General features: G+C 69.2%; 8 protein-coding genes. 4 read left to right on the forward strand and 4 right to left on the reverse strand.

The features are described from left to right. Positions 1–23 precede the first annotated feature (23 nt). Positions 24–13,577, reverse strand: coding sequence for an SDR family NAD(P)-dependent oxidoreductase (locus ABZ382_RS25645; RefSeq protein WP_357093555.1), 13,554 nt, complete (start codon positions 13,575–13,577; stop codon positions 24–26). Positions 13,578–14,480: 903 nt separating this feature from the next. Here ABZ382_RS25645 and ABZ382_RS25650 point away from each other — a divergent pair. The 4 genes from ABZ382_RS25650 to ABZ382_RS25665 all read left to right on the forward strand — a co-directional run bounded on the left by ABZ382_RS25650 (position 14,481) and on the right by ABZ382_RS25665 (position 18,208). Continuing rightward, a complete protein-coding gene (locus ABZ382_RS25650; RefSeq protein ID WP_357093558.1) occupies positions 14,481–14,867 on the forward strand; it encodes a hypothetical protein in 387 nt (128 codons plus the stop codon). Positions 14,868–15,033: 166 nt separating this feature from the next. Beyond that, complete coding sequence (locus tag ABZ382_RS25655) at positions 15,034–15,690, forward strand: helix-turn-helix domain-containing protein (RefSeq protein ID WP_357093561.1); 657 nt, start codon at positions 15,034–15,036, stop codon at positions 15,688–15,690. A 35-nt stretch (positions 15,691–15,725) separates the two neighbouring features. Further along, a complete protein-coding gene (locus ABZ382_RS25660) occupies positions 15,726–16,592 on the forward strand; it encodes an SDR family NAD(P)-dependent oxidoreductase (protein WP_357094087.1) in 867 nt (288 codons plus the stop codon). Further along, positions 16,589–18,208, forward strand: a complete 1,620-nt coding sequence (locus ABZ382_RS25665) for an AMP-binding protein (protein WP_357093564.1) — start codon at positions 16,589–16,591, stop codon at positions 18,206–18,208. Before ABZ382_RS25660 ends, ABZ382_RS25665 begins: the two co-directional genes overlap by 4 nt. A 25-nt stretch (positions 18,209–18,233) precedes the next feature. Here ABZ382_RS25665 and ABZ382_RS25670 read toward each other — a convergent pair whose 3' ends face one another. From ABZ382_RS25670 to ABZ382_RS25680, 3 genes are all read right to left on the reverse strand, one after another. Continuing rightward, the gene (locus ABZ382_RS25670; RefSeq protein WP_357093567.1) at positions 18,234–19,124 is read right to left on the reverse strand and encodes a DUF5995 family protein; all 891 of its coding nucleotides are present in this window, start codon (positions 19,122–19,124) and stop codon (positions 18,234–18,236) included. Between the two features lie 66 nt (positions 19,125–19,190). Continuing rightward, positions 19,191–20,096: a helix-turn-helix domain-containing protein gene (locus ABZ382_RS25675; RefSeq protein ID WP_357093569.1), complete on the reverse strand. Its 906-nt coding sequence runs from the start codon at positions 20,094–20,096 to the stop codon at positions 19,191–19,193. 244 nt (positions 20,097–20,340) lie between these two features. Next, a complete protein-coding gene (locus tag ABZ382_RS25680) occupies positions 20,341–21,009 on the reverse strand; it encodes a hypothetical protein (RefSeq protein ID WP_357093571.1) in 669 nt (222 codons plus the stop codon). Positions 21,010–21,151 lie beyond the last annotated feature (142 nt).

Consider the following 21,151-nt stretch of genomic DNA (forward strand, 5'->3'; position numbering starts at 1 on the left):
AGTGAAACTCCTGGTCCATCAGCTCAGAGGCTGTCGATGAATTCGAAAAGCTCGTCGTCGTCGGCGGATTCGAGACCGTCGGCGTCATCCACTCCCGGTGGGTGAAGTGGGCCGCGATCGGTTCGATCGGCCGCTCCGTCCTCGAGCTCGCGTAGTAGCGCGGATAATTTCTCGGCCAGGTCGGAACGTTCCGACCTGGTCAGTTCCGCCTCGGCGAAACTTCTGGTGAGCGAGTCGACGTCGGCGGCGAGCGCTCGCGCGGCCGCGTCGGCGGGCACCAACTGCTGACGGAGGAACTCGGCCAGGGCCGCCGGGGTCGGGTGATCGAACATCGCGGTGGCCGACAACTGCACTCCCGCAGCCGATTTCAACCTGTTGCGGAATTCCATCACGCCGAGCGAGTCGAACCCGATCGCACTGAACGGTCTGTCCGGCTCCATCGTGTCGCCGCCGGTGTGCCCGAGCACGGCCGCGGCGTGCACGCCGATCACGCCGAGCAGGACACGCTTCTGCTCCTCGGCCGAACGACCGAGCAGGCGGGTGACCAGCTGTCCCGAATCGGCGGCGACCTCCGCCGTCGCCGGTTCGGTGACCGGCCCGCGCCGCGCCGCGGGCCGGGACAGTGCGCGCATGATCGGGCGGACACCCGCCGGATCGCCGAGCGCGTCGCGGTCTATGCGGACCGCCACGGAGGTGGGACGGCCGGCCGTCGTCGCCGCGTCGAAGAGGTCCATGCCCTCCTCGGCATTCAGCGGTAGCAAGCCTTCTCGTCGCAGTCGCGCCAGATCGGCGTCGGTCAGATCGCCGGTCATACCGCTGCTCTGCCGCCATGGTCCCCAGGCGATGGAGGTCGCGGGGAGCCCCTCGGCGTGCCGCTGGTGTGCCAGTGCGTCGAGGAAGGTGTTGGCGGCGGCGTAGTTGGCCTGGCCCGCCGTACCGAGCACCCCCGCGACCGAGGAGTAGAGCACGAAGGCCGACAGGTCCATACCCGCGGTGGCCTCGTGCAGATTCCAGGCGGCGTCGACCTTGGGACGCAGGACCCGTGCGATCCGCTCGCCGGTCATGGTGGCGAGCAGGCCGTCGGCCAGCACACCCGCCGCGTGCACGACCGTGGTCAGCGGATGCCGGTCGGGGATCGTGGCGAGCAGCCGGTCGAGCGCCGCCCGATCGGCCGCATCGCACCCGACGACGTCCACGTGCGCGCCGAGTGCGGTGAGTTCGGCGACCGTTTCCGCCGCACCAGGCGTCTGCATACCGCGTCGACTCGCGAGCACGAGTCTGCGCGCACCGTGGGCGGTGATGAGGTGGCGTGCGGCCACCACGCCCAAACCGCCGGTGCCGCCGGTGATCAGCACGGTGCCGTCGGTGCGCGGCGGTGTCGGCACGGTCAGCACGTTCTTGCCGACACCCCGCGCCTGGCTGAGGTGGCGGAAGGCCTCAGGAGCGCGCCGCAGATCCCACGCGGTGATCGGATACGGCGTCAGCTCGCCGCGATCGAACAGTTCCACGAGGGCCGCCAGCATCTCCCGCAGCCGCTCGGGTCCCGCTTCCATCAGCATGAAACTGGCGTAGCGCACGCCGGGGTGCGTCGCGCCGACCTCGACCGGGTCGCGACGGTCGATCATCCCCATCTCGACGAAGCGGCCGCCGCGGGGGAGCAGGCGCAACGAGGCGTCCACGAATTCGCCTGCCAGCGAATCGAGCACGATGTCCACGCCGGCGCCGCCGGTGCGCTCCAGGAATCTGTGTTCGAATTCCAGGGTTCGGGAATCGGCGATATCCGAATCGTCGAAACCCATGTCGCGCAGTACATTCCACTTGGGTTCGCTCGCCGTGGCCAGGACGCGCAGCCCCAGGTGCCGAGCGAGTTGCACCGCCGCCATGCCGACGCCGCCGGTCGCGGCGTGCAGCAGCAGCGTCTCACCGGACCGGGCGTCGGCGAGGTCGACCAGACCGTAGTAGGCGGTCGCGTACACGATCGGAACGGCGGCGGCCTGTGCGAACGACCAGCCTCGTGGCATCGGTGCGAGCAGTCGCCGGTCCACCACGACCACCGAACCCATACCGGGGGTGAAGCCGAAAACGCGATCGCCGACGGCGAATTCGGTGACGTCGGCCGCGACCTCGAGCACGACGCCCGCACCCTCGCCGCCGATGCGGCCGAGCGGATCCGGATAGTTGCCCAACGCCATGAGCACATCTCGGAAGTTCAGGCCCACCGCCCGCATGCTCACGCGGACGTGGCCCGGCGCAAGAGCGGTTGTTGCACTGTCGGTTTCGTCGAGTCCGAAGTTCTCCGTGGCCAGGGTTCCCCGGTCACGGAGGGTCAGCGCCCAGGCCGCACCGTCGGGGGCGGTCAGGGCGCCGGAGTCGCGGGTGACCCGCGGGACGTACACCGCCGAACCCCGCACAGCCAGCTGGGATTCGCCGGGGATCGCCGCCGCCGACTCCACGCCCGCGCGCAGTGCGCCGTCCGCGCCGACGTCCACGAGCCTGATCCGGTCCGGGTTCTCGCTCTGCGCGGTGCGGAGCAGGCCCCACACGGCGGCGCTCGCCGGATCGATGTGCTCGCCGACCTCGGCCGCGACCGCCCGGCGGGTGACCACCACGACGGGATCCTCACCCTCCAGCAGTCGCCGCACGCGCGCGGCGACGCCGATAACCGTCTGTCGCACCGTGTCCGGCACGGATCCGGTCACGGTCGCCGGTTCGATCGCGGCGATCACATGCCTGTGCCCGCCGATCGTGGCGATCTCGTCGACCCCGTCGGATGCGGCGTCGTGCCGGGTTCCAGCGTCCCAGACGACATCCACCGCGCCGCCGTCCGAGTGCGGCCCGGCCACCCAATCGATGTGGTAACCGAGGCGGTCGCTCCGGGATTCGGTGAGCGCCCCCGTCGCGACGGCACGCAGGGTCAGTGCCCCCACCTCACCGACGGGCGTGCCCGCCTGATCGGTGAAGGTCACGGTGATGCGCTCGGTGCCGGCGTCGGAAACCCTGGCGTGCACCCGAAGTGCGGTCGATCCGGTGCCGTGCAGGTCGACGTGTTCGAAGGAGAACGGCACGTTGACAGAGCCGTGCGGCGGCGCGGGAATCAGCCCGCCCAGCAGGATCGCGTGCAGCGCCGAATCCAGGAGCGCGGGGTGCATCCCGAACTCCCCGGCCTGGTCGCGGACCGAATCCGGCAGTGCGATCTCGGCGAACGCCTCACCGGGACGCGCCCACAACGACCGCACACCTCGGAAGGCGGGTCCGTAGCGGTAGCCGCGTTCCGCCAGTGCCGCGTAGCCGTCTTCGACGGCGATCGCCGCGGCGTCGGCGGGCGGCCACTCGTGCGAGCCGCCCGGGTTCAACGGGGCGAACGCGTCGGCGGTGAGGGTCGCGGTCGCGTGGCGCACCCACGGCGATTCGCCGTCGGGTCCGGCGTTCTCGACTCGTGAATAGAACTGTGCCGTTACGCTGTTCGAGTCGTCGGATGCGTCCGCCACCAGGCGCAGCTGGACCCCCGCATCCGCCGGTACCGGCAGCGGCGCCTCGATCACCAGTTCGGCCAGACGCGGTCGCCCGGTGGCCGCACCGGCATGCAGCGCGAGCTCCGCCAGGGCGGCGCCCGGCACGAGCACCGTGCCCGCGACCGCGTGGTCTTCGAGCCACGGATGCGTGCTTCGCGACAGCCGGCCGGTGAACACCACCTGCTCCGAGCCTGGTAGCGCGACGATCGCGCCGAGCAGCGGATGGCCGGCGTCCTCGAGTCCGGAACGCCGGGCATCGTTCGCCACGACGGGCCGGGCCCAATAGCGCTGACGCTGGAACGCATAGGTGGGCAGGGCGACACGGACAGCAGGCCGGTCGTGACCCTGCGACCAGTCGACGGGAATATCCGCGGCATCCACCCGCGCCAAGGCGGTGACGAACGCGGTCGGCTCGTCCATCGACCGCCGCGATGCCGCCACCGCGATGGATTTCGGCTCCACCTCGGGGTGCTGCGCCACACAGGCCGACGTCATGGCGGTGAGCACCGCATCCGGGCCGACCTCGATGAACTTCCGCACACCGCGCTCGATCAGGGTGTCCACTCCCGGCGCGAAACGCACACAGCCACGCACCTGCGCCACCCAATACTCCGGGTCGCGGACGGCGTCGCCCGCCTCGGCTCCGGTGACGTTCGAAACGATCGGCAGCAGTGGCTGCCGATAGCTTAATCCTTCAGCCACAGCGCGGAATTCGGCCAGCATCGGGTCCATGCGGGCCGAATGGAACGCGTGGCTGACCCGCAGCCGACTCGTCCGGACACCGCGCTGCCCGAACAGCTGGTCGACCTCGGCGACGGCGTCCTCATCACCCGAGAGCACCACGGCCGCAGGCCCGTTGACCGCCGCCACCGAGAGGCGATCGGCAAAGTCGGCCACCACCGCTACCGCTTGCGCCTCGGAGACGGCCACCGCGAGCATCGCGCCGCCTTCGGGCAGGGCGCCCATCAACCGTCCGCGTGCCGCCACCAGCGCGCACGCGTCCGACAGCGACCACACGCCCGCGACATACGCCGCGGCGAGCTCACCGATGGAATGTCCGGCGACCACGTCCGGTACCACGCCGAAGGACTCCAGCAGCCGGAACAGCGCCACTTCGAAGGCGAACAGCGCGGGCTGCGTGAATTCGGTTCGGTTCAGCCCGCTTTCGGGCGCATCGAACATCACCGCACGCAGCGATCCGCCGAGACGGGAGTCGAACTCGGCGCACACTTCGTCGAGGGCGCTCGCGAAGACCGGGTAGCCGCGGTAGAGCCCGGCGCCCATGCCGCGGCGTTGCGCACCCTGCCCGGTGAAAAGGAACGCCACTCGTCCCGGTGTCGCCGTGCCCATCACGGCGGTCGTGGTGGCCTGCCCGTCGGCGAGGGCCGCCAATCCGGCGAGTAGTTCGTCACGGTCGCGACCGATGACCCCGCCGCGCCAGTCGAGTCGCGCGCGGGTGCCGACCAGAGCCGAGGCGACGTCCCGCGCGGCGAGCGCCGGACGCTCGATCATCCACTGCCGCAACCGATCCGCCTGCTCGCGCAGGGCTGTCTCGGAGCGCCCCGAGATCATCAGGGCGTCGACGGTCGGATTCGCCGGGGCGAGCGCGGGTTCGGCCGCGGTCGCGGGCGGCTCCTCCAGGATGACGTGCGCGTTCGTCCCGCTGATGCCGAACGACGAGACCCCGGCGCGGCGCAGCCGGTCACCGCCGGCCCACGGCTCGGCGTCGGTGAGCACCCGCACGGCTCCCGACGACCAATCGACGTGCGGTGACAGCTCTTCCGCGTGCAGCGTGCGCGGCAGCACGCCATGGTGCATGGCCTGAACCATCTTGATGATTCCGCCGACGCCCGCGGCCGCTTGCGCATGCCCGATATTGGATTTGAGCGAGCCGATCCGCAGGGGTTCCCGGTCGCCGCGCGCTTGCCCATAGGCGGCGATCAGCGCGTGCGCCTCGATCGGGTCGCCCAGGGTGGTGCCGGTGCCGTGCGCCTCGACGGCGTCCACGTCCGCCGCCGTCAAACCGGCGTCGGCCAGCGCCTCGGCGATCACCCGCTCTTGAGCGGGTCCGTTGGGCGCGGTCAGACCATTGCTCGCGCCGTCCTGATTGACCGCGCTGCCACGGACGACCGCGAGCACGGTGTGGCCCAGCCGCTGTGCGTCCGAGAGCCGTTCGACGACCAGCACGGCCGCGCCCTCCGACCACGCCACGCCGTCGGCGGCCGCGGAGAACGATTTGCAGCGCCCGTCCGAGGCCAGACCGCGCTGCCGGGAGAAGTCGAGGAAGACCGCGGGCGTGGCCATGACGGTGGCCCCGCCGACCAGGGCCAGGGAACTTTCCCCCTGCCGCAGCGCCCGGCACGCCAGATGCAGCGCCACCAGCGAGGACGAGCACGCGGTATCCACCGTCAGCGCGGGGCCTTCCAGTCCCAAGGCGTAGCCGATACGCCCCGAGACCACACTGCCCAGCGATCCGGTCAGCGCGTAACCCTCGACCTCCGGACCCGCGTTGCGGGTCAACGATTCATAGTCCTGGTACATCACGCCCGAATAGACGCCGGTATCGCTGCCGCGCAACGAGATCGGGTCGATACCCGCGTGTTCGAGCGCCTCCCACGACACTTCGAGCAGCAACCGCTGCTGCGGATCCATGGCGACAGCCTCGCGAGGACCGATTCCGAAGAAGCCCGCGTCGAAATCGGCGGCGCCGGTGAGGAATCCGCCGCGTCCCGAATAGGTGGTACCCGGGTTGTCGGGGTCCGGGTCGATCAGCCGGTCCAGCTCCCAACCGCGGTCGGAGGGGAAGTCGCTGGTCGCGTCCGCTCCCGCGAACACCAGATCCCATAGTGCGTCGGGGGATTCGACACCGCCCGGGTAGCGGCAGGCCATGCCGACGATCGCGATCGGCTCATCGGAGCGGGCGGGGCTCGAGGCCACCGGCTTCGCCGCTCGGGCCGCCGTCGGCGCGAGTCTCGACTGGACCAGCTTCGCTACCGCCGCGGGCGTCGGATAGTCGAAGACCAGGGTCGAGGGCAGCGACAGACCGGTGGCCTTGCCGAGCCGATTCCGCAGCTCCACACCGCCCAGTGAATCGAGGCCCAGTTCCCGGAACGGCGTCTCGGCATCGATCGAGTCACCGGAATCATGTCCGAGGACGGTGGCGACCTGGGCGCGCACCGTCGCCAGGGTCAGGTCGGCACTGCGGTCCGAACCCGCCTCGGCCAGCCTCGCGGCCAAAGTGTCCACCGTGCCAACGGATTTCGCGATCTCGGCGGGGCGGCGTACGAACCCGCGCAGCACCGGTGGCAGCGCGCGACCGTCGGATCCGCGACGCAGGGCGGTGGCATCGAAACGAAGCGGAACCAGGTGTGCGGCACGATGCGCGAGTGCGGCATCGAACAGGCGCAGTCCCTCGGCGCGTTCGATTTGCCCGAGCCCGAGGCGATCCCACCGGGCGACGGCGACGCGGTCCAGCTCGCCCGTCATTCCGCCCGCTTCACCCCACGGTCCCCACGCCAAGGACGTCGCGGCCAATCCGGCGGCGCGTCGCCGCTCGGCCAGCGCGTCCAGGAAACTGTTCGCGGCGGCATAGTTGCCCTGCCCGGCCGAACCGATCACTGCGGCGACCGAGGAGAACAACACGAATGCGGAGAGATCGATGCCCTCGGTCGCTTCGTGCAGATTCCACGCGCCAGCGACCTTCGGCGCCAAGACCCGGTCGACCTGCTCGGCGGTCAGGGAGCCGATGGTGCCGTCGTCGAGGACACCGGCGGCGTGTATCACCGCGCTCAGCTCCAGACCGCGCACCAGCTGTCGCACCGAGTCACGATCGGCGATGTCGCAGGCGATGATCCGAGCCTGGGCGCCCAGGGTCGCCAATTCTTCGACCAGGGCCGCCGCACCGGGAGCGTCGGGGCCTCGGCGGGAGGTCAACGCCAGGTTCCGGACGCCGTACTCGGTCACGAGATGCCGGGCGAACAATGCGCCCAATCCGCCTGTGCCGCCGGTGATCAGCACCGTTCCGGTACCGAACGGGGTGGCGTCGACCTCGGCGTCGGCGTGTTCAGCGCGAACCAACCGCGGTACCAGCACGTCGGAACCGCGAATCGCGACCTGCGGTTCATCGGTGCGCAGGACGGCGGCGAGCGCTTCGTCATCCAGCGGCGCCGCCGCGTCCTCGTCGACGAGGACGAAACGATCCGGATTCTCCGACTGCGCGGTGCGCACCACACCCCAGACCGCCGCCGCGAGGAGATCAGGGGTTTCGTCGGTGACTCCGACTCCACCACGGGTGACGACGACCAGCCGCGAGTCCGACGGCTGCTCGTCGCGCAGCCACGAATTCAGCAGGGAGAGCGTCTCGTGCACGGCCCGCCGGGTCGCCGAACGGATATCGGCAGGTTCATCACTCGGGAACTCGGCACGGTGCACCACCGCGGCCGGAACCTGCTCACCGGCGATCTCTCTGCCCGCGCGCTCCCAGCGAACCTGGTACAGATCGGCCGCGTCGTCGGTCAGACCTTCGAAGAATTTGTGCACGTCATACGGGCGCATGACGACCGCATCCACCGAGATGACCGGTCGGCCGCCGGAATCGACCGCTGCGACGGAGACGGTCTCCGGCCCCGTCGCGACGGCGGCGACTCGAAGCGATGTCAGCTGCGCCGATCGATCGGCCATCGGCCGGTGGAATCGCGCACCGCCCCAGCGGAACAACAACTTCCCCGAGTCCGGTGCGTGATCCAGTCCGCGCCACAGCAATTCGGCGAGTCCGGCGTGCACGGTCATATCCAGCAGCGTGGGGTGCAGACCGAAAGCGCTGGCCGCGTCACCGGCCTCGGTGCGCAGGGAGATCTCGGAGAAGACAGCGTCCGCCTGTTGCCAGACGGCATGGACGCCGCGGAACGCCGGGCCGTATTCGAGCCCGGAGCCCTGTGTCATCAGGCTCGGAATCCGTGTCGCGTCGAGCGCTTCCGCGGCGGCGGGCGGCCACGCCTGGTCCAGCAACCGCAATGCCGCCGACTCACCCGAATACTGGTGTGCGAGCGCACCAGTCGCGTTGAGGACCCACGGAGCATCCGCGGACTTCCGGAAGTAGAAGTCGAAGGGCCGACGCCCGAGCTCGGGAGCCCGAACGGCTACCTGGAGTTCGATCTCATCGTCGTCGGCGGGCACGATCGGTACCTGCAACGTGAGCTCGTCGAGTACAGCGCAGTCGATTCGCGTGCCCGCGACGAGCAGGAATTCCACCAGGACCGCACTCGGGACGACCACGACGCCGTGTGCCGCGTGGTCGGTGATCCACGGGTGTCCGCGCATGGACAGCCGACCGGTGAACAACCATTCATCGGTACCCGCGACCCCGACGACACCGGTCAGAATCGGGTGATCACCGGGGGTGCCCGCGGCGACACTCGGGCGCAGCCAGAACCGTTGGTGCTGGAACGCATAGGTCGGCAACGGGATTCGTCGCTCGGAGGCGGGCAGCAGGGGTCGCCAGTCGACGGGGTCACCGGTGACATGGAGCTGCGCCAGGGCAGAGAGCAGCTGTGGTACCTGATCATTCGACCGTCGCGAAGTGGCCACGACCGAGGTCGACGACTCGAGGGCAGGGTCGCTCGCCAGGTAGCGGGTGGTCGCCGCGCTGAGAATGGCATCCGGTCCCACTTCGACGAATCGCCGCACTCCGCTCGCGAGCAGGGTGGCGATGCCGGGGGCGAAGCGGACGGTGTCGCGCACCTGCCGCACCCAGTATCCGGGGGTGGCGATGGTCTCGCCCGCGAAGTCTCCGGTGACGGTGGAAACGATGGGCACCCGGGGCGGGTGGTAGGTGAGGGTCTCCGCGAGCGCGCGGAATTCCTCCAGCATCGGATCCATTCGTGCCGAATGGAAAGCGTGGCTGACGCGCAGCCGGGTGGACTGAATTCCCGCGGCGGCCAGGTCTCGTTCGACGGCGTCGATCGCGTCGGAGTCACCGGAGAGCACGGTCGCGGCCGGAGCATTGACCGCGGCGAGCGAGAGGCGGCCGTCGTATCCGGCGACGATGTCGTTCGCTCGGGCCTCGTCGACGGCGACGGCGAGCATCGCCCCGCCCTCGGGTAGTTCGCCCATCAACCGGCCTCGGGCCGCCACGAGTGCGCAGGCGTCGGGCAGCGACAGCACTCCGGCCACGTGGGCGGCCGACAGTTCGCCGATGGAGTGGCCCGCGAGGACGTCCGGTGCCGTTCCGAACGATTCCAGCAGCCGGTACAGGGCGACTTCGAAGGCGAAGAGCGCGGGTTGGGTCCATTCGGTGCGATCGAGCACGCCGGTGGCATCGGTGAACATCACGTCGCGCAGTGATCGCCCGAGGAGCGGATCCAGGTGTGCGCACACCTCGTCCAGTGCGGTCGCGAAAGCTGGGAAGGCGCGGTAGAAGTCGGCGCCCATGCCGACCCGCTGGGCGCCCTGTCCGGTGAACAGAAACGCGGTCTGGCCCGCGACGAGGGTTCCGGTGACGATCTCGGCGCCACTGCCCGCATCGGCTGCGTCACTGCCCGCCTCGGCGACGGCACGCAACCGTTCGAGCAGCTCGTCCCGGTCGCGTCCGAACACCACCGCACGCGAATCGAGGTGTGCCCGCGTCGAAGTCAGCGCACCGGCGACCTCGGCGGCATCGAGCTGCGGACGTTCCGACAACCACCTGCGCAAACGGGCGGCCTGTGCGCGCAGCGCCGCCTCGCTCCTGCCCGAGACGACCAGCGGCACCGCGCTCGTGTTCGGGAGATCCGAGCCGCCGCGCGGAGCGGCCGATGTCGCCGCGTCGACGGGCGCTTCCTCCAGGATCACATGCGCGTTCGTGCCGCTGATCCCGAACGACGACACCCCCGCCCGCCGCGGCCGATCCCCGCGCTCCCACGGTTCGGCCTCGGCCAGCAGCCGTACCGCACCCGCGTTCCAATCCACATGCGGGGAAGGCGTTTCCGCATGCAGTGTGCGCGGTAGTCGTCCATGCCGCATCGATTGGACGGTCTTGATCACACCGGCGACGCCGGCGGCGGCGACGGTATGGCCGATATTCGATTTGAGCGAACCGATCCGCAGGGGTTCCCGGTCGCCACGAGCCTGTCCGTAGACGGCGATCAGCGCCTGCGCCTCGATCGGATCGCCCAGTCGCGTACCGGTGCCGTGCGCCTCGACGGCGTCCACGTCGGCCGCCGATATGCCGGCGTCGGCGAGGGCCTGTTCGATCACGCGTTGCTGCGACGGCCCATTGGGTGCGGTGAGCCCATTGCTCGCACCGTCCTGGTTGACCGCGCTGCCACGCACGACCGCCAGGACGTGGTGTCCGAGTCGGCGAGCGTCGGAGAATCGCTCCAGAACGAGCACCCCCGATCCCTCGGACCAGCCGACACCGTCGGCAGCGGCGGAAAAAGCCTTGCAGCGGCCGTCACGCGACAGCCCGCGCTGCCGGGAGAAATCGACATACAGGTCGGGAGTCGCGGCGATGGTCACGCCTCCGGCGAGAACCAGTGAGCTCTCGCCCCTGCGCAATGCCTGGCAGGCCGAGTGCAGCGCCACCAGCGAGGAGGAGCACGCGGTGTCCACCGTCACCGCCGGCCCCTCCAGGCCGAGGACGTAGGCGAGCCGCCCCGAGATGACGCTGTGGGAGGTGCCGGTCAGCCGGAAGCCCTCCAGCTCGCCGGTGACGAGCCCGGAATACCCGGACGCGCAGGCTCCCACGAAGACGCCGGTATCACTGCCACGCAGGGTGGTCGGGTCGATTCCCGCGTCTTCGAGGGCTTCCCACGCGGTTTCGAGGAACACCCGCTGCTGCGGATCCATCGCCAGCGCCTCACGCGGGCTGATCCCGAAGAACCCGGGGTCGAAATCACCTGCGCTGCTGAGGAAGCCACCTCGCCGCGTGTAGACGGTGCCCGCCTTGTCGGCGTCGGGATCGTAGAGGCGATCGAGATCCCAACCGCGATCGGCGGGGAAATCACCGATCGCGTCGCGTCCCGCCGAGACCAGGTCCCACAGCTCCTCGGCGGAGGAGATACCGCCCGGGAACCGCGCACCCATGCCGACGATCGCGATCGGCTCGTCCGAGGAGGTTCGCCGTGTGACCCGGCCGCGCTTCTCCCCGGCCGCGGTGGCGCGTGATCTCAGCAGGTCGGCCACCGAGGTGGCGGTGGGGTGATCGAAGATGAGCGAGGGCGGCAGTTCCACACCCGTCGCCCGGGTCAGGCGTTTTTGCAGTTCCACGCCACTGAGCGAGTCGAACCCGAGATCGGTGAACGGCAGGTCTGAGCGAATCGACGCGGCCGATTCGTACCCCAGAACCGCGGCGGCTTGCTCTCGGACCACGGCGAGAACCGCTGCGCGGTGCTGATATTCGGGAATCGCTCGCAGCTCGTTCGCCAGCTGCGTCGGCGCGGGCGCGACCGGCTGCGACTCGACGGACTCGAGATCCGTGGAGTTCTCCCGGCGGCGAAATGCATACGGCGGCAGTGCTACCCGGACACCTGACGCCGGAGCCGTCGCGTCCATCGGCAGTCCGGTGCGGTCGGCACCGCCACCGTGCTCGGCGAGCGCCCCCAGCTCGACCAGCAGCTGCTCGCGGCTCGAAACGAATATCTCTGCGCGCCAAGACATCTGGGCGCGGGCCGTGAGCAGTGAATACGCCACGTCGGCAAGGGCGAGTTCCGGGTGGCGCACCAGCCAGTCACGGAGCCGACTCGCCTGCGCGCGGAGGCCGTCCTCATCGCGCGCGGAGAGCGCGATCGTCACCTCGTCGGCGTCTTCGGGCTCGAGGGTGGTCGCGAGGTCCGTGATCGGAGCCTCGTCGAGGATCAAGTGAACGTTCGAACCGCCCATGCCGAACGCGGACACGCCCGCCCGCCGGATGGTGGTCGCAGCCCACTGCTCCGGTGCGACGACCACACGCAGGCGCAGATCATCCAGGGGAATCGCCGGATTGGGCCGCTCGAAGTTGAGGCTTGCCGCGAGTTCGCGATGCCGCAGGCACAGTGCGGTCTTGATGAGGCCGATGATTCCGGCAGCGCCCTCCAGATGGCCGACATTCGTTTTGACCGACCCCACCGCCAGCGGCGAATTCGGTTCGCGATCAGCGCCATATGTCGCGCCGAGTGCGGCGGCCTCGATCGGATCGCCCGCCGGCGTTCCGGTGCCGTGCAATTCGACGTACTGCACGGAATCGGCGGGTACATCGGCCGCCTCGAGTGCGGAGCGAATCGCGGCGACCTGCGCTTCGCGACTCGGGGCACTCAACACCCGCCGCTCATTGCCGGTAGTGACCGCGCTACCGCGGATTACGGTGTGAATCCGGTCGCCGTCGTCGATCGCCTGTGCCAGCGGCTTCAGAACAATCACGCCACCGCCTTCGCCCCGTACGAATCCGTCCGCGCGCGAGTCGAAGGTGTAGCACCGCCCCTGTGCCGATTGCGCACCGAAGTGTTCGATCCGTTCACCACTGGTCGGCGAGAGGATCAGATTGACGCCACCGGCCAAGGCGATATCGGTTTCGCCCGCCCGCAGGCTCTCGCACGCCAGGTGCACCGCGACGAGTGAGGAGGCCTGAGCGCTGTCGACCAACAGGCTGGGGCCGGTGAATCCGAAATAGTTGGAAACCCGGTTGGCGATGATTCCGCGCGTCGCGCCCCATAGGGAGTGGCGCGTGATGCCGGGCCCTTCGGCGGCCGTGACGAGTTCCGCGAAGTCACCGCTGGTGCAACCGAGGAATACCCCGCCCCGGCGCGATTCGCGTACCGCCGCGGCGAGCCCCGCGTCTTCGAGAGCTTCCCAGCTCAGCTCCAATGCGAGCAATTGCTGTGGATCGATCGATCGGGCCTCATGGGGGGCGATGCCGAAGAACTCCGCGTCGAAATCGCTCACGGAATCCAGGAAACTCGCGCGTTCGCTGAGATTCGCGCGGGCCGCCGGGGCGGCGCCGACGGTGGCGCGTCCCTCGCCGAGTAGCCGCCAGAAATCGTCGAGATCAGCAACTCCCGGCAGCCGGCACGCCATTCCTACGACAGCTACGGGGAAATCTGATCGGGTAACCACTCGAGATCCTTCCTCACGACGAGCACGCACCTGCGCGCAACAGCACCGCGCATGTGTGAAATGTCTACTACACCAAGGGTTTTAGAGATTGTTCGAGGTTGCCCGACAGGGCGGAGGTCGACGCAGCCGGGATCGAATTCCCAGGAGCCGCAGGCCGGAAAGGCTGCGACTGGGAATATTCACGGCAGTGGCGATGCCAGACACAGAGTCTCCTCGGTAACTCGAGTCCCCCCCGAGAAGTGAGGTGCGGGTACGAACCCCGGGCGTTGCTACGATGCGGCGCCCCGTATCGATTCGCGCGCAACGACATTCAGGCCCTGACCGGTCCGGCTCATCGGTATCACGCCGCACCGCACGGCGAATGGCAACCTCGACCGTCTGATCAACACCTGCACCCCTACCCTGCCTTGCCGCGCTCGACCCGCCCGTCGGGCCGCCCATCGGACCCACGCTGGACCGTAACCTGAATCGAATACTGGTGAGTAGCTTACCTGAGGGTAGAACCGGACGCTTGGCTAGTTTTGTGCCGTATGGCATTTCGGTTTGCCGTTGATTTGCGACAGATCATCACCGACACTGCCGCCTCGGCAGCTGTTGCTGCATAAGGCAATTGGATCGAGCAATTCAGGGGGAGTTGCCGCACCGGCGCATCCGGTGCCGGGTGCCATGCCCAGCGAGTAACCGTGTGGCGCACTCCCGCAGATGTGTCGCGGCATCAGCTGGAATCGCTCGAACAGCGGTCGTCGTGGGTAGCCGTGTCCTGTTTGCTGATGCCGCGCTTTCCCGCACCGGAGGGGGTGCGCATCTGGGCTATGCTGAGTCAATGAAACGCCAGGTCAGAATAGGTAAACCACCCGCAAATGCCCTGGTCGGCGGGCGGTCGCGGGGGGCCGGACCCCGGTTATGACCGCGGCACGCGAAATCCCCGATCCCTGGGCGTCCCGGCGCCTGACTCCACACTGGGTCCCGTCGCGGGGCCTGAGCAACGGACTCGACGCGAAAGGGTGGGGAATCCTCGCCGATCTCGACGAGTCCCACGTCTATCGAGTGCTTTTCGCACTCTCCGATATCGGCGTCGCCGCCTATGTCCTCCCGGTCCGTGTCACCGTGCTGGAGGCCGGAGACCCGGAGGTCCTCTGGCGGCTGTGGGTCGACATCCCGCACTATCGCGCGGCGGAGGATCTGCTGATGATCCTGCTGCGCCACGGCCGCAAGCCCCGCCGTTCCGCGCAACCGGCCCCGGCTCGTCGCCGCCGGCGGCGGGTGGCTCTGGTCCGCAAGCCGCGCTGAGGGGCCCGTCGCCCCTCCCGCGCCGGCGGAATCTCTCGCCGCGCTGCCGCTGTGTGCGCACTCCCGTTCCGGGGCAACGCATCTCCTGGTCAGGTGTTGACACCTGGTTACACCTACTGCATTCTGAACCGTGTTCAATTTGAACCGTGTTCAGAATGGCAGGTAGATGGCCACGAAGTGGGGTGACCGCGAAGCCCGTCGGGGCGACATCCTCGACGCCGGACGAAGATTGCTGACCGAGCGGGGCTACGCCGCGCTGCAGATGCGCGATGTGGCCAAAGGCGCGGGCATCAGTCCGGGCACCGTGTACACGTACTTCGCGACCAAGGAAGCGCTGTACGCGGCCCTGTACGCCGAACGGCTCGGGGAATTCGTCGCGAAGGTCGAGCCGCTGTGCGAGAGCCTCGCGGACCCCGAGGACCTGTTCGTGGCGATCGCCACCGAATATGCCGAGATGTACCAGGTATACGGGCGGGAGCTCGATATCTGGGCGGTCCTGGCCGGTGAGGTGGACGTCGATCACGAGGTGGGCGGTCAGCTGGTGCTCGCGGCCGCGCGCGCCTACGACCTGATTCTGCGCACCGTCGAGCGGATGCGGATTCCTGGCCTCGGCGCGCAGATCGACACCGGGACCGTGGTGGCGACGCTGTGGTCGGTGATCACCGGTCTGGCCGACAACTTCACCAGTGTGCGCCACCACCTGCACGCCCGCGGCTGGGACGAGACCGTGCGATTGGCCGCACGGATACAGATCGCCGGTCTGCGGACCCTCGAGGCGGTCGCCGGGGCGGGGGCGCTCGCGGCGGAAAAGGAAGAGCGATGACGAACAGTGAGAACCCGGTCGTGCGCGCGGCCCGGATGACGCTGGACCGGGCGGTCAACCCGCCGCGGTCCTCCGGCCGGAAAGCGTTGCGGCGGGCGGTGTCCGGCAAGACCGTGCTCGTCACGGGCGCGTCATTCGGGCTGGGCGAGGCGGTGGCGCGCGAGCTGGCCGCCGCCGGCGCGACCGTGCTGCTGGTGGCGCGGACCGCGGAGCGGTTGGAAGCCCTTGCCGCGGAGCTGAATTCGAACGGCGGCCGCGCCTTCTCCTATCCGGCGGACCTGACCGACGAGGTCGCGGCCGCGGAGCTGGCCAAGACCATAACCGAGCGGCACGGCGCCCTGGATGTGATCGTGAACAACGCGGGCAAGTCGATGCGGCGCTCGTTGCACCTGCAGTACGACCGCTTCCACGACTTCGAGCGCACCATCGGCATCAACTATCTGGGCCCGATCCGGCTGCTGCTGGGCCTGCTGCCGCCCATGCGGGAGGCGGGCCGCGGCCAGATCATCAATATCTCCACCGTCGGCGTGCGGATCGCGCCCGGCCCGCGCTGGGGCGCCTACCAGGCGTCCAAAGGGGCCTTCGACGTCTGGTTGCGCAGTGTCACACCGGAATTGCGTGCCGACGGCCTCACCGTCACCACCGCCTACATGGCCTTGATGTACACCCGGATGAGCGCGCCGACCCCGATCATGCGGGTGCTGCCCGGACTGTATCCGGAGGAGGCGGCCCAGATCGTCGCCCGCGCCATCGTGCGGCGCCCGCGCGCCCTGGCCCCCTGGTGGGTGTGGCCCGCCGACGTGATGTCCACCGCCCTGCCGGGGCCGACGGCCGCGTTCATGCGGGTGTGGGCGCGGGCCACCCGCGACACCGAGGCAGCGAGCGCGGGGGGACGGCGATGAATCGGATCAAGCTGGCGCGCAATGGAATAGCGCTGGGAGTGGCGCTGACCGAGGCGCAGGTGCTGCGCCCGGTCGGGGTCGGGGCGGCGGTGCGCATGAGCTGCGCGCTGGCCGGTCACCGCACGAACCCCCCGGTCCTGCCGTCCCTGTCCGCGGCCCGGTGGCCGAATCGGACCGCGGTGGTCGACGACCGCGGCACGGTCACCTACGCGGAACTGTCGGCGACCGTCGACGCCGTGGCGGGCGGACTGCAGCGCGTGATCGGCGCCGGAACCGGCGACGGGGTGGCGGTGATGTGCCGCAACAGCCGGTATTTCGTCGCCGCGCTGTTCGGAGTACTGGCCACCGGCGCGGACGCGCTGCTGCTCAATACCGACTTCCACACCGAGGCGCTGCGCCGCACGCTCGACCGCCATCACCCGGCGGCGGTGCTCTGCGATGCCGAGTTCGTGCCTGTCCTGCGGTCGGCGGGCTACACCGGACCACTGGTGATCTGCTTCGGGTCGTCCGGGGCCACGGACCCGAGCGTCGACGCCTGGCTGCGGATGGGCCTCGCGGCGCCCGCGCGAAAGGCATCGGGCCGCTTGGTGATCCTGACCTCCGGCACGACGGGCATCCCCAAAGGGGTGCCGCGCGAACCGGGAGTGTCGATGATCGCGGGCACCGCCGCGAGCGTGATCCATCGCACCGGATTGCGTGCGGGCGCGGTGATCGCCGTCGGCATCCCCCTGTTCCACGGCTTCGGCCTCGGCATCGCCCTGCTCGGGATCACTCTGGGCGGAAAACTGGTGCTGCGCAGGCGATTCGACGCCGAGAACGCGCTGGCGACGATCGCCGCCCACCGGGTCGAGATGTTCGCCGGAGTGCCCATGATGCTGCAACGAATCATGGCCGTGCCCACCGAGAAGCGCGCCGACCACGACCTGGCGTCACTGCGCGTGGTGCTGTCCGGTGGTGCGCCGCTGGCGCCCGCCGTGGCCGAGGCGTTCATCGCGACCTTCGGCGACGTGCTCTACAACGGTTACGGCTCTTCGGAAGTCGGCATCGGCACCTTGGCCACACCGGCCGATCTGCGGGTCGCGCTCGGCACCGTGGGCCGTCCGGTCAGCGGCACCGACGTGCGCATCCTCGGCCCGGACGGGGCCCGGTTGCCCGCGTGGGCGGTCGGGCAGATCTACGTCGGCAGCGCGCTGGGTTTCGCGGGGTATTCCGGTGGCGGCGACAAGGACCGGGCCGACGGTCTGATCAGCACCGGCGACCTCGGCTACCTCGACCCGGGCGGGCGGCTGTTCATCGCGGGCCGGGCCGACGACATGATCGTCTCGGGTGGTGAGAACGTGTATCCGCAGGAAGTGGAGAACGTGCTCGCGACCCACCCGGCAGTGTGCGACGCCGCGGTGATCGGGGTCGAGGACGCCGACTACGGGCAGCGGCTGGTCGCCTACGCGGTCGCGGCGCCGGGGCAGGACATCAGCCCCGAGGAGCTGCGAACATTCCTGCACGACCGGGTGTCCCGGTTCCAGCGGCCCCGCGAGATCGCCGTCGTGCCGGAGATCCCGCGCAATCCCACCGGGAAGATCGACCGGAAGGCGCTGCGGGCATCCGCGGCCTCGTGACAGCCGGCCGGAACGTGCGAGCCCGTCAGATGCCGTCGAATTGGGCCAGCACGTCGAACGCGGACTCCGCGGTGCGGCGTTCCAGCTCGATCTCCGCCTCCACGGCCGGTGCGAGCGACGGATTCTCCAGCGCGAGACCATTGGCGAAGATGGTGGTGTTGGCCGCCAGATCGGCGAACACCAGCATCGGCTTGGTCGCCACCCCCTGACCGAGCGCGGCGTCGAGACCCTCGCCGAGGAAGTAGAAGCGCCACAGCGGGCCCAGCTTCGCGTGGTAGATCCGGTCGGTGCGCTCGGTGATGACATCGCCGATGCTCGCGATCCCCGCGACGATCGTGAAGTAGTCGGCGGCGTCGGCCGGAGTGGAGCCCGCCGCGGCCACGGCCCGGGGTAGGTCGACCACCAGGTGCGCGTTGTATCCGGCCAGCGCGACGCGGGCGGGGGAGGCCGAGCAGTCGGAGGCCAGGGCGAAGTAGTTGCGCCAGTGCGGTTCCGGAGTGCCGCCGCCGAACTCCGCGTGCACATTGTCGAGGAACCGGCGCAGCAGATCGAAGCTGACCCGATGCGCGTACTCCGGATCGGCGAACGCCCGGGGATCGTGCTGGAGTGGCATCACGGCGAGCTGCTCCACCGTGTCCAGACCGGTCGCGAAGGTGCCGCGCCGGTCGGTGTGGCGTTCGAGGATCTCGGTGAGGCGGTGATCCCGCGCGACCGCGTCGTCGAGCCGCGCGAGCTGGTCATCCCCGGCGAGGGCGCCGGTATCGGAGAGCCGCGCGATCTCGTCGATCTCGGCGGGGGACAGGGTGGGCGCGCAGTCCGACGGGTCGGCCGGCGCGGCGAACGCGGTCGCGGGGGTGACGATCGTGGCGGCGGTGACGGACAGTGCGGCCAGGGAACGCGCAAATGCATTGAGCACGATGGATTTCTAGCAGGAGTCCTCGTGCGAGTACAGCCCGACACTCGTGTGCGGCGGGCCGAGCTGTCAGGCGAGGCCGGGTAGATGCTCGAGGGGCTCACGCTGAGGGGCGAGCGGTTCACACCGCGGCGCGCTGATCCGGTCGGCCGGTGGCGTCGGGTCGGACCGGGATTCGGCGGGTGGGGCGTTCGTGGGGCGGATACCGAGGAAGAACTGCATGCGTCCCGGGTAGGTCGGGTCGTCGGTGACGCCGTAGAGCTGGGCGTTGATGGTGTACTCGCGGCCGGTCTCGGGGTCGCGCAGGCGCATCGCCGGGTCCGGTCTGCCGTAGCTGGCGGGGGCTTCGTCCCACAGTTCTCTGACGATGTCGAAACGCGAGAGTTCGGCGAGGAATTCGCGTGCCCCGTCGGCGGCGCTGTTGTCGGAGAGCAGTCCCCGCAATCCTTGGACGGCGAACCGGATCTCGTTGTCCAGATCCGGAAGTACCCGGCCGGAATTGTCGTCCGTGAGATACCAGTGCAGCAGATTGACGCCGATATCCAGTCCGGGGAAGGCCCGCCGGTAATTCTCGTTGCACGCCAGCACGGTGCCCCGGGTATCCAGATAGGCGGCCGGATTGGGTTCGTGCAGAACCAGCACCTGTCGCATTTCCGGGCTGACCGCCGCGGTCAGCTCCTCGGCGGTCGGGAACGCGGTGTAGCCGAGTCCGGCGAGGTCCAGCAGGTGCCGTTGCTCGGCCGACGAGATCGGGCTGTGCCGGTCCAGGAATCGGACGATCGCCGCGACCACCTCGTGGCCGGGATGGGTGCGGTACCCCTTCTCCAAATGCACGATGTAACTGGCGCTGGTCCCGATCCCGAATGCCAGCCGCTCCCGCGAGATTCTTCGAGCCCGCCGCAATCTGCTCAGCAGCGCCCCGAACGAGGGCGGTCGTACCCGCGGTTCGTCGAGCGCCGGATTCACCTGCAGCATTGCGCCATCCCACCGTGTCGGATCAGCGCGGCAACCCATCCGAATGACCCACATGTCACCAAGCCGATCGAATATGTAAATCCGCCCGAACGTAACACCCGGGAAAGGGCTTACGGATATTCGACACGGCCCGAAACATCACGGTTCGTCAGTGGGCCGCCGTGGCAACAGTTTTCGCTGCCTCAGCAAATATCAGACATAGGGGACATTGGAAACAATTACCCCACAATGGTATCCATCGGGCTCAGCGTAGCGAGTAGACGTAGCGGCTGGTGGGGATGACGTCGATGTCACGGTCGGCGCCGAAGCGGGAGGTGCTGTCGAGCATGTTGGAGAGGCGGCGTTCCAGTTCGGCGTTGTCGCCGCCGCTGCCCCAGTAGGCGTGTGGGTCGGACATGGCCTCCATGGGGAAGAGTTCCTCGACGATGGCGTCGGCGCGGGCGCCGGCGGTCATGGGGGCCAGGACCGGATTCTGGATGTAGCCGACGGCGGCCTGATTCTCCAGGGAGACCCGGGTGTGATCGCCGATCCAGGCCCGCATCCACTCGTCCCGGGGCATGCCCGGCGGAATGCGCAGGATCGCGATGCGCGCCAAGGCTTCTGCGCGGGTGCCGCTGTCGGTGCGAGGCGGGGCCACCGGGGTGAACTCGTCGACCAGGAAGCCCTCGAGCCGGTCGGCGAGCGGTCGCAGCAGCGAGGTGACGAAATCCGCGTCCTCGACACCGCGCATGGTCACCACGGCGTCGACGGGAGTGTCATAGGTGCAGAACCAGAGTTCCGCTGCGGCGACATATTCGTCGCGGATGTTGATCTGCAGTTCGCTGACGCCGGAGCGTGCCAGGGTTCGCCGCAGGTCACGGTCGTGCAGATTGGTCTTCAGTTCGGCCCCCCACAACAGATACGTCAGTTTCATAGCTTCACTTACCGTTGTGTGATGTGGATCATCCTGCGTACTGGACAGTAACCCAGACATTCCGTCGATGACCAGGTGATCTCGGTCACTGAGACTGGTAACCGGCGCGGGAGTGTGAGCTGGTGAAACGCTTCCCGGCCGG

The sequence above is a fragment of the Nocardia sp. NPDC005825 genome (genome assembly GCF_040630175.1).
In the GTDB taxonomy this organism is placed as follows: domain Bacteria; phylum Actinomycetota; class Actinomycetes; order Mycobacteriales; family Mycobacteriaceae; genus Nocardia.